The organism is Noviherbaspirillum malthae, from assembly GCF_015352985.1.
Classification (GTDB): domain Bacteria; phylum Pseudomonadota; class Gammaproteobacteria; order Burkholderiales; family Burkholderiaceae_D; genus Noviherbaspirillum; species Noviherbaspirillum malthae.
In genome coordinates this window covers 206,477-219,498 of the sequence record NZ_JACYXF010000003.1, presented here as the reverse complement: position 1 = coordinate 219,498, position 13,022 = coordinate 206,477, and the positions used below count along the sequence as shown (strand labels likewise).

The 13,022-nt window shown below is 60.8% G+C and carries 15 protein-coding genes; 10 read left to right on the top strand and 5 right to left on the bottom strand.

The genetic code is table 11. The features are described from left to right. Positions 1-682: 682 nt before the first annotated feature. A complete protein-coding gene (budC, locus tag IGW03_RS07505) occupies positions 683-1,447 on the bottom strand; it encodes a meso-2,3-butanediol dehydrogenase (RefSeq protein ID WP_194721907.1) in 765 nt (254 codons plus the stop codon). Positions 1,448-1,707: 260 nt separating this feature from the next. Between budC and IGW03_RS07500 the strand changes: the two genes are divergently transcribed. Continuing rightward, positions 1,708-2,199: an EF-hand domain-containing protein gene (locus IGW03_RS07500; protein WP_194721906.1), complete on the top strand. Its 492-nt coding sequence runs from the start codon at positions 1,708-1,710 to the stop codon at positions 2,197-2,199. 91 nt (positions 2,200-2,290) lie between these two features. Here IGW03_RS07500 and IGW03_RS07495 read toward each other — a convergent pair whose 3' ends face one another. Then, positions 2,291-2,626 (bottom strand): hypothetical protein, encoded by a 336-nt coding sequence (locus IGW03_RS07495; protein ID WP_194721905.1) that lies wholly within the window; start codon positions 2,624-2,626, stop codon positions 2,291-2,293. Between the two features lie 207 nt (positions 2,627-2,833). Continuing rightward, positions 2,834-3,025, bottom strand: a complete 192-nt coding sequence (locus IGW03_RS07490; protein ID WP_194721904.1) for a hypothetical protein — start codon at positions 3,023-3,025, stop codon at positions 2,834-2,836. A 351-nt stretch (positions 3,026-3,376) separates the two neighbouring features. On the opposite strand from IGW03_RS07490, the gene IGW03_RS07485 reads away from it, so the two are divergent. The 4 genes from IGW03_RS07485 to IGW03_RS07470 all read left to right on the top strand — a co-directional run bounded on the left by IGW03_RS07485 (position 3,377) and on the right by IGW03_RS07470 (position 7,769). Next, the gene (locus IGW03_RS07485) at positions 3,377-4,408 is read left to right on the top strand and encodes a DctP family TRAP transporter solute-binding subunit (protein ID WP_438943623.1); all 1,032 of its coding nucleotides are present in this window, start codon (positions 3,377-3,379) and stop codon (positions 4,406-4,408) included. A 129-nt stretch (positions 4,409-4,537) separates the two neighbouring features. After that, the gene (locus IGW03_RS07480) at positions 4,538-5,068 is read left to right on the top strand and encodes a TRAP transporter small permease (protein WP_194721903.1); all 531 of its coding nucleotides are present in this window, start codon (positions 4,538-4,540) and stop codon (positions 5,066-5,068) included. Beyond that, the gene (locus IGW03_RS07475) at positions 5,065-6,354 is read left to right on the top strand and encodes a TRAP transporter large permease (RefSeq protein ID WP_194721902.1); all 1,290 of its coding nucleotides are present in this window, start codon (positions 5,065-5,067) and stop codon (positions 6,352-6,354) included. Before IGW03_RS07480 ends, IGW03_RS07475 begins: the two co-directional genes overlap by 4 nt. Before the next feature lie 2 nt (positions 6,355-6,356). After that, the gene (locus IGW03_RS07470) at positions 6,357-7,769 is read left to right on the top strand and encodes an amidase (RefSeq protein ID WP_194721901.1); all 1,413 of its coding nucleotides are present in this window, start codon (positions 6,357-6,359) and stop codon (positions 7,767-7,769) included. Positions 7,770-7,799: 30 nt separating this feature from the next. Here the strand turns inward: IGW03_RS07470 and IGW03_RS07465 are convergent, their stop codons facing one another. Together IGW03_RS07465 and IGW03_RS07460 are read right to left on the bottom strand one after the other, a co-directional pair. Beyond that, positions 7,800-8,072, bottom strand: coding sequence for a hypothetical protein (locus IGW03_RS07465; RefSeq protein WP_194721900.1), 273 nt, complete (start codon positions 8,070-8,072; stop codon positions 7,800-7,802). A 79-nt stretch (positions 8,073-8,151) separates the two neighbouring features. Next, positions 8,152-8,469 carry a hypothetical protein gene (locus tag IGW03_RS07460; protein ID WP_194721899.1) on the bottom strand — a complete coding sequence of 106 codons (318 nt, stop codon included), beginning with the start codon at positions 8,467-8,469 and terminating at the stop codon, positions 8,152-8,154. A 629-nt stretch (positions 8,470-9,098) separates the two neighbouring features. Here IGW03_RS07460 and IGW03_RS07455 point away from each other — a divergent pair. The 5 genes from IGW03_RS07455 (at position 9,099) to IGW03_RS07435 (ending at position 13,020) form a co-directional block, all read left to right on the top strand. Then, positions 9,099-10,040, top strand: a complete 942-nt coding sequence (locus tag IGW03_RS07455; protein ID WP_194721898.1) for an MYG1 family protein — start codon at positions 9,099-9,101, stop codon at positions 10,038-10,040. 271 nt (positions 10,041-10,311) lie between these two features. Next, positions 10,312-11,178 carry an STAS domain-containing protein gene (locus IGW03_RS07450; protein WP_194721897.1) on the top strand — a complete coding sequence of 289 codons (867 nt, stop codon included), beginning with the start codon at positions 10,312-10,314 and terminating at the stop codon, positions 11,176-11,178. 7 nt (positions 11,179-11,185) lie between these two features. Then, the gene (locus IGW03_RS07445; RefSeq protein ID WP_194721896.1) at positions 11,186-11,542 is read left to right on the top strand and encodes an STAS domain-containing protein; all 357 of its coding nucleotides are present in this window, start codon (positions 11,186-11,188) and stop codon (positions 11,540-11,542) included. A gap of 27 nt (positions 11,543-11,569) precedes the next feature. After that, positions 11,570-12,007 (top strand): anti-sigma regulatory factor, encoded by a 438-nt coding sequence (locus IGW03_RS07440; RefSeq protein WP_194721895.1) that lies wholly within the window; start codon positions 11,570-11,572, stop codon positions 12,005-12,007. Beyond that, a complete protein-coding gene (locus IGW03_RS07435; protein ID WP_194721894.1) occupies positions 11,992-13,020 on the top strand; it encodes an ATP-binding SpoIIE family protein phosphatase in 1,029 nt (342 codons plus the stop codon). Before IGW03_RS07440 ends, IGW03_RS07435 begins: the two co-directional genes overlap by 16 nt. Positions 13,021-13,022: the final 2 nt, after the last annotated feature.

Genomic DNA, 13,022 nt, shown 5'->3' with positions numbered 1-13,022 from the left:
CTTGGATGCGGGGCGCGCCGCGGACGGCTGCGCACGCATGGGCGCAAGAGAGTTCCCTGGATGTCATGCCTGCTCCTCTTTGCAAGGTTTGGATGCTGGCAATTTTAACAATAAGGGGGGATGGAGGAGAAGGAATATGTCCGGCGGTGCTCATGCGGAATCTGCATGAGGGGGTGTGGAGGGAGGCAGGAGAAATATAGAACAGCTCTCTCGCTTCAAGAGTGGATGCAGCGCATGCATTGTGCCTGCGGAGTCCCAGCGGCTAGCAAGAGGCAGGGATGGACGTCAGAGCAGTAACGAACACTCCTCCCCCTTCAAGGTCGGCCGCGAGGTGAGAGGTTGGGAGGGGGATGGGTTCAAAGACGTGGCTAAAATCTATATCTCCAAAACCCATCCCCACCCCAACCCTCCCCTTGAGGGAGGGAGCAGGGGTTTCGCGATGTATGCATCGCGCCTGCGGACTCGGAGCGCCTTGCAAGGCGTGAGGTGGACGGCAAAACTACAAAGAATACTCCTCCCCTTTCAAGGGGGAGGTTGGGAGGGGGATGGGTTTAGATAACTCGGCTGGAACCCATCCCCACCCTACGCCGGGCGCCCTTGAAGGGGAAGGAGCAGGGACTTCCCAAGGTCTTGCAAGGCGTGATGCAGGGCAAGCGGGGCTCCGTCTTCAAGCAACCCGAGATCACCCCATCGGCGGCTGCCCGTTCGACGCCGTCAATCCCCCATCCACAGGCAAATTGACCCCATTGACGAAACGCGCATCGTCGCTCGCAAGAAACGCGATCACACCCGCAACCTCCTCGGGCTCGGCGCCGCGCCCCAGCGGAATCCTTTCCTTGAACTTGGCCATGATCTTCGGATCGGCGTACATGTCCTCCGTCAGGTTGCTGCGCGTGAGGCTGGGACAGACCGCATTGATGCGGATGCCGTCCGGACCGTGGTCCATCGCCAGCGCGCGGGTGAAGTTGGTGACCGCGCCCTTGGCGGCGTTGTAGAAGCTCAGGCTCCAGTCGCCGCCAAGTCCCGAGACCGACGATACGTTGATGATCGAACCGCGGGTCTTGATCAGTTCCGGAATGGCGACGCGGCAGCCGTAGAACACGCCGTCAAGATCGATGGACATCACTTCCCGCCAGTCTTCGACGCTGGCCTCGGTGATCTTCCCTTCGGGCGCGACGCCGGCATTGTTGACCAGCACGTCGAGACGGCCGAAGCGCTGCAGCGTGTCCTTCACCAGGCCTTCCACATCCTCGAGGCGCGACACGTCGGTGACGCGCACCAGATGCTTCCCTTGCGGCAAATCCGCCGCCACCTTGTCGAGTTTCTCGCGCGTGCGTCCGGCCAGCACGACCAGCGCACCCTCGTCGGCGAAGCGCTTTGCGGTGGCCTCGCCGATGCCCGATCCGGCGCCGGTGACGATGACGACCTTTTCAACGAACCTGTTCATTCTTTTCTCCATTTTCTGTGCCATTGATATCGTAGCTTTCCGCCAGATGGATGCATGCATGTCATGCAAGTTCCGCCGGCCAGTCCATGCCGGCATTGGATGCATGCCGACAGGAAAGGCAACGATGTACGTGCATGTATCGAAGGACGCCGCATTGAAAGAAGAGGTAAAGATGAACCTTGGGCCGGGAGATGCTTTCTATACTGCTGTACAGGAAGTCCCCCGACTTTCAGGAATCAGAATCAGAAGGAAAGGTAACCATGAAAAAATCGCTTCTCTTTGCAAGCCTGTTTGCCGCAGTCCTCTCCGCTCATGCGCAAAGCCCTTCAGCCGGCGGTGCCGGAACCCCGGGTGCTCCCGCAGCCACGCCGCCCGGTCCGGCACCGGAGGGCGGTCCTCGCGGCCCGCGCGGCCCCGGCGACAAGCCGCATCATGGCCGCCACGGCCAGATGGATGCGCAGAAGATGGTCGACCAGCACATTGCCAGCTTCGATACCGACAAGGACGGCAAGGTCTCGCGCGCGGAATTCCTGGCACGCCAGTCGGAAGCCTTTTCAAAGGCCGACAGCAATTCGGATGGCTTCGTGACGAAGGAGGAACTGGCGGCCCAGCATGAGAAGCATCATGCGGAAATGGCCGCAGTGCGCGACGCAAGGCGCGCGGCACGCAGCGGCGGTCCCGCCGGAGCACCTGGTGCGCCCGCTGGCCCCGCCGGCTCCGCACCGCCGGCCACCTCCGGCGCCGCCAAATAAGGCTTGACGGCAGACTGCATGACATGCGCAGCTGCCATGATCCTTGAATAGCAGGCAGCAGCCAAAAGCAGTGGAGCCTCGGTCCTTGGCTTCACTGCTGCTGCAGACGGATCTTGACCAACTGTTCGAGCGCAGGCGACGTCGCTGTCGCCGTGCATCCGACAGCACCCGCACCGCCCTGGGCTCCCAGCACGCTGACCGGGATCGCACAGGCATTGGACGCCACCTCGAGCGGCGCCTGCACGGTCAAGGGAATGCGGGTAGCCTCCACATTCAGATTCTTCGCCACCTGAGCCGCCACCGGCTTGATATCCACGATCAGCAAGACTTCATCCTGCAGCGCTCCCGGCTTCGAGGCGGGCTGCCCATGCGCTGCCGCGCCGATGCCGCCCAGCAGGACGGCCAGCGCAAGAACCAACTTCTTCATGGCGTTCTCCATAGGGAGTGGTTATCCATTCAATATCGTTGCTTCTTCGCGCCGGTACAGCAGCTTTTACCTCACGTTACAAGCTTGCGTCATCGCAAGCAGTCATGCCTGGCGACATGCGGCCACGTCATCCATTTGTACGCATGCCAGGCAATTTTTGCGCATTACCTGCCTCACCGGAAAGCCACTGCGCATGCCAGTCATCGGTTATCGCGCCCTCCTGCTCGACATCGTGTCGTAGACGGTGTCGAAGTCGCGCTGCATTTCAATCAGTTGTTCTTGCTGGGCAGTCCTGACCAGGCGTTTCAATGCATCCCTGAACAGGTAGGCATCATGTTCGGAAGTGCTTGACGCCAGCGAAGACACCAGCAATTCGATCATTTCATCGGATTGGTTCATGCTCTGGTACCTGTAAATTGTCCTGTGATCCATAAAGCAATGCGCATGCCAATCAATCTTTCTGTATTCCGCCACGCTCAGGAAGAGAGATACGCAATCTGCAGTACCGTACTGCCTGGCTCTCTGAAGCAGAACCGGCAAAATCGCGCATGCTTCAAGAAAGCATAGGAGCCGGTTCCGCCAAGCAAGACAAAACGAAGCCAAATTTGGTAAAGTGTTCAAGCCTTTTACGCATCTGCAGCAACCCGGATGTACAACTGGTCGGATGCCTGCATCCATCCTCACGCTTTTCAGAATAAGCAATAACCCGCGGCAACGTATTGCCGCTGGCTTGATACCAAAGGAGACATCTTGCGCAAGCCCTTCTTCGCACTGACCGCGCTGGCCATCGGTGCCGCTATCGCCGTTGCCGGTCCCGTATATGCACAACAGAAATACCAGCCCGAATATCGCCTCTCCACCGTGCTCGGTACTGCCTTCCCCTGGGGCAAGGGTGGCGAGCGCTGGGCCGAGCTGGTCAAGGAAAAGACCCAGGGACGCATCAACATCAAGATGTATCCGGGCACCTCGCTGGTCGCAGGCGACCAGACGCGCGAATTCACCGCGATCCGCCAGGGCGTGATCGATCTCGCGGTCGGTTCTTCCATCAACTGGTCGCCGCAGGTCAAGGAACTCAACCTGTTCTCGCTGCCTTTCCTGCAGCCCGACTACCGTTCGGCCGATGCGCTGATGAACGGCGAAACCGGCAAGATGATCTTCAAGGCCATCGAGAAGAACGGCGTGGTGCCGCTGGCCTGGGGCGAGAATGGCTTCCGCGAGATCAGCAATTCCAAGCGCGAGATCAAGACGCCGGCCGACATGAAAGGCATGAAGTTCCGCGTGGTCGGCTCCCCGCTCTTCAACGATACCTTCACCGCGCTCGGCGCCAACCCGACGCAGATGAGCTGGGCCGATGCCCAGCCGGCGCTGGCTTCCGGCGCGGTCGACGGCCAGGAAAACCCGATCTCGGTCTTCCTCGGCGCCAAGATCAGCGCGGTGGGCCAGAAATACCTGACCCAGTGGGGCTACATGAACGACCCGCTGATCTTCGTCGTCAACCGCAAGGTCTGGGAAAGCTGGAGCAAGGAAGACCAGGAAGCGGTGCGCGCCGCCGCCATCCAGGCTGGCAAGGAAGAAATCGCGCTCGCACGCAAGGGCCTGAGCGGTTCCGACAACGCATTGTGGAAGGAAGTCGAAGGCCAGGGCGTGAAGGTAACGCGCCCCAGCGCCGCCGAACTGGAAGAGTTCAAGAAGCTCACCCGTCCGGTCTTTGACAAGTGGTCCAAGACCATCGGCGTCGATCTCGTGAAAAAGGCCGAAGCCGAGATCGCGGCGCGCAAGTAAGGCAGACAAGACGGCAACGCCTGCAGGAGTCCGGCGTTGCCGTCTTCATGCCGTGATCACTTCCAGACCAAAGCCGCTCGCACGGGCGGCTTTTCATTACCCATCAAAAACGCATCATAAGAGCCTTTCATGAGTGACCTGCCCGACAGCGCGGAATCGCGCGGAGAAGCGCCGCCGCGCGTACCGGTAAAAATCGAGGAAGCCTGCGCCGCCCTGGCCATGGCATTAATTTGCTGCATCACCTTTGCCAACGTGCTGGTGCGCTATTTCACCGATGCCTCGTTCGCCTTTACCGAGGAATTTTCCATCTTCCTGATGGTGGTGCTGACGCTGTTCGGCGCTTCGGCCGCCTTCGTGCGCGACCAGCACATCCGCATGACCTTCGTCACCGAACGCCTGTCGCCCGGTGCGGCGCGCAAGGTTGAATATTTCGTGATGCTGCTCAGCGCCGTCATGTTCGCCGTCATCGCCTGGTACGGCAGCTTCCTGTTCTGGGACGACTGGCAGTACGACACCACTTCGCCCGGCATCGGCATTCCGCAATGGATCTACACCATCTGGCTGCCGCTGCTCTCGGCCTTGATCTGCCTGCGCATCATCGGCCGCCTGATCCGCCTGACGCGCCAGCCTGTTCATGCCGCGGACGGAGGTGAAGCATGATCGCCGAAGGCAGCATCATCCTCTTCCTCGGCTTCGCCGTGCTGCTGGCGCTCGGCGCACCGCTCGCAGTCGCACTCGGCATCTCCGGCACCGCCGTCATCCTCACCGAGGGCCTCGGCATCATGTCGGTGCCGACCAATGCCTACAACGGCATTGCCAAGTATCCGCTGCTGGCGCTGCCGGTGTTCGTGCTCGCCGGCATGATGTTCGAACGCGCCGGCGTGGCGGTGCGCATCGTGCGCTTCGCTTCGGCGGTGGTCGGCAAGCGGCGCGGCGCGCAGGGCATCGTCGCGATCCTGGTCTGCATGTTCCTCGGCGGCATTTCCGGGTCCGGCCCGGCCGACGCGGCGGCGGTGGCCATGGTCATGATTCCAAGCATGCTCAAGCAGGGCTATCCCAAGGAATTCTCGGCCACGCTGATCGCGGCGGCCGGTTCCACCGCCATCCTGATCCCGCCGTCGGTGGCGCTGATCGTCTACAGCGTGCTGGTGCCGTCGGCCTCGGTGCCGGCGCTCTTCGCGGGCGGCGTCATTCCCGGCATCATGGCCGGGCTGGCATTGATCCTGCCGACGCTGTACTTCTCCTGGAAGAACGGCTGGGGCCTCGACGACGGCGAGGAAACGCCGAGCTTCTGGGAAAGCTTCAAGGAAGCGATCTGGGGGCTGCTGGCGCCGGTCATCATTCTCGGCGGCCTGCGCACCGGCATCTTCACGCCGACCGAGGCGGCGGTGGTCGCGGCTTTCTACTGCTTCTTCGTCGGCGTCTTCGTCTACCGCACGCTGGATCTGCGCAAGGTCTATGAGGTTCTGGTGGAATCGGCGGAAATTTCCGCGGTCGTCATGCTGATCATCTCGCTGGCCGGCGTATTCGCCCACGCCGGCTCCACGCTCGGCGCCTTCGATGCGTTTGCCAAGCTGCTGCTCGGCTTCACCAGCAATGAAGCGCTGCTGCTGACCATGATCACCATCATGCTGCTGATTGCCGGCATGCTGCTCGATGCGGTGTCGATCTACCTGGTCTTCCTGCCCATTCTTTTGCCCATCATGGCCGTCTACAAGTGGGACCCGGTCTGGTTCGGCATCATCATGACGATGAACATGGCGATCGGGCAATTCACGCCGCCGATGGCGGTCAACCTGATGGTGACCACGCGCATCGCCGGCATCACGATGGAATCGACGGTGCGCTGGGCGCTGTGGATGGTGGCGGCAATGATGCTGTCGCTGATCCTCGTGACCGCATTCCCGCAACTCGCATTGTGGCTTCCGCAAAGCCTGGGATACTGAACATGACACAAGACATCTTCACCATGAGCGCCACGGCAATGGCGCAAGCCATCCGCGAAGGCCGACTCTCCGCGCGCGAAGTCATGCAGGTGCATCTCGAGCGCATCGAACAGGTCAACCCGAAGGTGAATGCCATCGTCACGCTGCATGCGGAAGAGGCGATGCAGGCCGCCGCGGCTGCAGACGAAGCGCAGGCGCAAGGCAGGCCGCTCGGTCCGCTGCACGGCCTGCCGGTGGCGCACAAGGATCTGCTGCCCACGCAGGGCATGCGCACCACCTACGGCTCGAAGGTGCATGAGCATTTCGTGCCGAAATACAGCGCGCTCATCGTCGAGCGCCAGCAGCAGGCCGGCGCCATCAGCATCGGCAAGACCAACACGCCGGAATTCGGCGCCGGCTCGCAGACCTTCAATGCCGTCTTCGGTGCCACACGCAACCCTTACGACCTGAGCAAGACATGCGGCGGCTCCAGCGGCGGCTCCGCGGTCGCATTGGCCACCGGCATGGTCGCGCTGGCCGACGGCACCGACATGGGCGGCTCTCTGCGCTGCCCGGCCAACTTCTGCAACGTCGTCGGCCTGCGCCCTTCGGTCGGCCGGGTGCCCCAGGTGCCGGCGCTCGACGGCTGGGACACGCTGTCGGTCAGCGGCCCGATGGCGCGGTCGGTCGAGGACCTGGCGCTGTACCTGTCGGTCATCGCCGGGCCGGATGCGCGAGACCCGCTGGCGATCGCCGAGGACGGCGCGCGCTTCCGCGCACCGTTGCAGCAGGACATGAGAGGCAAGCGCGTTGCCTTCGCGCCGACCATGGGCGGCCTGCCGGTGGACAGGCGCGTGGCCGCCGCCATCGAAGCGCAGCGCAAGGTATTCGAAGACCTGGGCTGCGTGGTCGAGGAGGCCTGGCCCGACATGCGCGACGCGCACGAGATTTTCATGACCCTGCGCGCCTACGCCTTCGAATCGCGCCTGGGCGCGGTGATGGACCAGTATCCCGGCGTGCTCAAGGATACGGTCGTCTGGAACATCGAGGAAGGCCGCAAGCTGTCAGGATCGAAGATTGCGCGTGCCGTCAAACTGCGCACCGCGCTGTTCAAGCGCATGCATGAATTCATGCAACGCTACGACTTCCTGGTATTGCCCGTGAACCAGGTGCCGCCGTTTTCCATCGATCAGCCGTATGTGACGGAAATCGACGGCGTGAAGATGGAGAGCTACATCGACTGGATGCGCTCCTGCTATCTGATCACCGCGGCGGGGAATCCGGCATTGTCGGTGCCTTGTGCGTTTACGGATGAGGGGTTGCCGGTCGGGATGCAGATCGTGGGACGGCATCAGGGGGAGATGGAGTTGCTAAGGATGGGGTATGCGTTCGAGCAGGTGACGGGAGTCGGGCAGCGACGGCCGGCGGGGTTATAGTAAATGACAGCGCGCCGCTGCGGCGCGCTGTCATTTGCGTCTCTTTCCCGTAAGCTTCTGACCCGGTAGGAGATGTACGTTGTTAGACTGCTTGGAAACGGTATTGTCTGCTTCAATGGATAATCGGTAGATCACATCAATCAACTCTTTCGGATCCACACAATCCCAATCCTGGGCCTTGACTCCAAGCGCTTCCTCAACTTGACGAATAGTCGGCTTCATAGCTTTTAAAGCGGGACGCAACTTTAATCCGAAATGCAACATGATGAGCCAGGGCAAAACGGAAAATGCGGTCGCGTTCAAACTGCAATATTACCAAGTCGGAGGCCCGCAACATGCGATCACACTTCAATCCCAAGTAGAACAATAGCAGGTTTCCCTGTTAATTGAAGAAGTCGAAAATGATCATGGCACTATCATGGCCATCAATCGAAACGACAAGATAATAAGCAGGCCGCTGCGGAGAAGCGGAGCCTACATTGCAACCGGGCGCCGCCATGAACCCCTGGCGCTCTGTCGAATTCAGGCGAAGATGGTTCGAGAGCTGGAACAGGTTTATGGTTTCCCGGAGAACCGAAAGATCGACAGTCAAGACGCTGAGGTTGCCCGAATGTGCTGCGATTGAGAACATGGCGCCCTGGCGACCAGATCTTGGCAATGTGTGGACTGAAAAGTAGAGAAAAGTCGTCAGTCGAGCCAAGTCGAATCATTAATTGAAAGAGTTGGCCGAGCCGAGATTACAGCAAACCAAGAGAAGCATTCCATGTGAGGATGTTCGGGAATCTTCAGCATCCCCATCGTTCTATCCAGCGTGCCATATGCGTGCTTGGTCATGGATAATTGTGTACTTTGTACGGAAAACTTAAAACCTTTATGCAAAGCGCCATGCTTGTCGCAGATTCATTTTGCTTACTGCTTTCCGGCAGGCCAATGTCAAGAAAATATTAAATTCAAGCCGTCTCTTTATTGCGGAAATTTAGAATCAAAGAAACTAGTTAATTAAATTGATAAGGCGAAGCTCCAGGCGACTGTAGAAATGTCCGAAAAGGAAGCCTGCTCACTGGATTTTTTCATCCAGAAGTTCCGGACTAAAGACTGTTGAAGTCAGAAACATTGTTTGACTATCATGTTTCATGTGTGAATTACACTTGGCGGCCGCTAGAGGATTTTCAAGCTGGCTGAACTAGGCGAAGCGTTCGGGATCGACAGTAAAATCAACCCGAAAGCGCTCTCGAGTGTCAGTGACAAGAGCATGTCTTATTCCATGTCGCTCCGGCAGTTCAACGTTCTCTTCTATAGAATGACGGCTCCTGCTTTCAACTACCCGCCATGCTCATCGCCACCCACTCCGGAAAATTTCACGCCGACGACGTCTGGGCTGTCGCCGTCCTCGATCTCGTCTTCCCCGGCTGCGACCTGGTTCGCACGCGCAACATGGACATCATCGCCGGTGCCGACTTCGCCGTCGATGTCGGCGGCATCTGGGATCCCAAAGCAGGGCGCTTCGACCATCACCAGAAGGGCTTTGCCGGCGCGCGCGAATCCGGCGTCGTGTATGCCAGCGCCGGTCTGGTATGGAAAGAGCATGGACCGCGCTGCGTTGCGCAGATCGCCCGGAGCCATGCGTCATACTCGTTGTCGGAGGAAAGCGCACGCCAGATCGCGTATGCGATCGACGGTGACCTGGTGCAATACCTGGACATGGCCGATACCGGCGCGGCGAAAAATGCGCCCGGCAGCTACGGCTTGTCGGCAGTGATCTCGGGCTTCAATCCCAACTGGCTCGACGAGCAGGCCGCCGCCACTCCCGCCGCGGCCGACGAATTGCGGCTGGCTCAGTTCCGCAGGGCCATGGAATTCATGAAGGACATTCTGGTCAATGCGGTCAAGTACCGGGTGAGCGGCTTGCTCGCGCTGGAGCAGGTGCGCAGCTCGGAGCGACTGGAACAGGGCCGGCTGCTGTTTATCCGGAACAGCGCTCTGCCGTGGGCGACGGTGGTGCGCAATGAAATGCCGCAGGTCCTGTTCGTCATCAGCCATAACATCGCGGAGCAGCGCTACATGCTGCATACCGTGCCGGCGGCGCCCGAGACCTTCGAGGCGCGCAAGGATCTGCCGGCCTCCTGGGCCGGCCTGCAGGGCGCGGAACTCGCCGCCGTTACCGGCGTGCCGGATGCCGGCTTCTGCCACAACAATCTCTTCATCGCGGCGGCGCGCAGCTACGAAGGCGTTCTGCGCATGGCCCAGCTGGCGCTGAACGAACCCGGCTGAGTTTCTGCCGCGCTGCATCATGATCAAGGCACGCCGACAGCCCGGCTTGCCTCGATATTTCTCAATATCCACTTTTCAATCGGATATTGAATCCACCGCTACCTGATAGAATAGCCGGTCGCTCAGGCGCGAGGTTTCCTACGATGAAAGCCTCGCGGGAGAAACTCAATCAAGTCATGCATTAGGGAAATGCGGCGTGCGAAAGGTTTGCCGGCATGCTGATTGTGATGCTAATAAAAGCCGTCGTCCGGCCAATTACTTCGGAGAATTAATGAGTTCAATCACAACGGGACACCTGGCCAAGGTACTTTCCAATAATAGCGAACAACTTCTGAGCGGCTGGATTAATGGCATGCTCTCGCGCATGGTCAGGCGCGACAAGGCAGCGGAAAGCGAAATGTCGCAGCAGGCATCCCGTTTCATCGCCCTGCTTGCCACCGCTGTCGCCGAAGGACGGAACTACGACATCAATACGCCGGCATGGGGCGACGTCAAGGCGCTGCTGTCCGACATTTCACTGACCCGCGTGCGCCAGGGATTCTCGCCGATCGAAACTGCGACCTTCGTGTTTTCCCTCAAGGAGCCGCTGTTTACGCTGCTGCGCACCGAACTGGCTGGCCAGCCAGACGTCCTGGTCGAGGAAACGGCGCAGACCGGCACGCTGTTCGACCAGCTCGGCCTGTATACCATCTCCGAGTACCAGAAGGGCCGCGAGCAGGTCATCATGCGCCAGCAGCAGGAACTGCTGGAACTGTCGACCCCGGTGGTGCAGCTGTGGAAGAACGTGCTGGCGCTGCCCCTGATCGGCACCCTCGACAGCGCCCGTACCCAGGTGGTGATGGAAAGCCTGCTGCAGAAGATCGTCGAAACCGGCGCCTCGATCGCGATCATCGACATCACCGGCGTTCCGACCGTCGATACCCTGGTGGCCCAGCACCTGCTCAAGACCGTTGCCGCCGCCCGCCTGATGGGCGCGGATTGCATCATCAGCGGCATCCGCCCGCAGATCGCCCAGACCATCGTGCACCTCGGTGTCAACCTGGAAGACGTGCTGACCAAGGCCACTCTCGCTGATGCCTTCGTCGTGGCGCTCAAGCGTACCGGCGCCATCATCACGCACGCCGACGCCAAGGAGTAAAGCCTCGATGGATCGTATTCCGATACTAAGGATGGGCCGGCTGCTGCTGGTTACCATCCAGGTCGACATGCACGACCGCCTGGCGATGACGCTCCAGGACGACCTGACGGCCAGGATCGTCAAGGATCGCGCCAACGGGGTGCTGATCGACATTTCCGCTCTCGACATCGTCGATTCCTTCATCGGCAGGATGATCAGCAACACCGCGGCGATGGCCAAGATTCTGGATGCCCGCACCGTGGTGGTCGGCATGCAGCCCGCGGTTGCCATCACTCTGGTCGAACTCGGCCTGACGCTCGAGGGCGTGAGTACGGCACTCAATGTCGAGCAGGGTATCCAATTGCTTCAGCGTTCCGAGGATTGACGTGGAGCTGGCTCCCGAAATCGGGACATGCTTGGAAAGGCAGATGTGTTAAGTACAAATGATGCTGAGGCAGTCATCGTTCCGCTGCGTTCGGATGAGGATGTCGTGCGCCTGCGCCAGACGGTGCGCGAGGCCCTGATTTCCATCGGCTTCAGCCTGGTCGACCAGACCAAGATGGTGACTGCGGCAAGCGAGCTGGCAAGGAATACGCTGCGCTACGGCGGCGGCGGCGAGTCGCATATCGTCAGAGTTACCAACGGCACGAAGCGTGGACTTTCCCTGGCCTTCATCGATTCCGGCCCCGGCATTGCCGATGTGGAACTGGCGCTGAAGGACGGTTATACCACCGGCGGCGGGCTGGGACTGGGGCTGAGCGGCGCCAAGCGGCTTTCCGATGAATTCGACCTGCAAACCGCTCCCGGTCAGGGCACGACCGTGAGAATCACCAAATGGAAACCCTTCTAAGCACCGGCGGACGGCAACAGGCTTTCGCAATCGACGAGGCCAGCCAGATCGCAGTGGTGCGCCGCAGCGGGTCGGATATCGCGCGCAAGCAGGGACTGGACGAAACCGTGGCCGGCAAGGTGTCCCTTGCCATCACCGAAGCGGCCACCAACATTCTCAAGCATGCGGGGCACGGCGAAATCCTGCTGCGCCCGCTGGCCAGCGGCAACGCCGCCGGCGTCGAGATCATTGCCCTGGACAAGGGGCCGGGCATCGTCAATCTCGGCCTCAACATGCAGGATGGCGTCTCGAGTTCCGGCACCTATGGCGTCGGGCTTGGCGCGATGCGCAGGATGGCCGACGAATTCGACATCTTTACCGGAAGCGGACTCGGCACGGCGATCTACATGGCGCTGTGGGACAAGCCGGAAAACGCGCAGGCCGGCACCTGGCAGTCCGGCGCGGTCTGTCTGCCTATCGCCGGCGAAGACATCTGCGGCGATGCCTGGGCGATCGCATCCGACCCGACCACGGCAACGGTGATGGTCGCGGACGGGCTGGGCCATGGCATTCAGGCGGCCGAGGCTTCGGAAGCCGCCATCGCCTATGTCGCCTCCTTTCCCGACGCCATGCCGGAAACCGCGCTGTGGGAAAGCCACGCCGCCCTGCGCGCCACGCGCGGTGCGGCGGTCGCCGTGACCAGAATCGACACCCTGGCCGAAGAAATGCGCTTCTGCGGCATCGGCAATATTGCTGCAGTCGTCCAGAGCGGCGGCACCCGACGCCAGCTGGTGTCGCACAGCGGCATCGTCGGCAGCAACATGCGCAAGCTGCAGGAATTCTCCTTGGAGTGGCAGACGGGCGCGAGCCTGATCATGCACTCGGACGGCCTCGGCACCCGCTGGCATCTGGAGCAGTATCCCGGCCTGGTGCTGGCCCATCCCGGCCTGATCGCGGCCGTGCTGTACCGTGACTTTGCGCGCGGGCGCGATGATGTTACGGTACTGGTATTGCGCGAACGAACCCAGCATTGAAC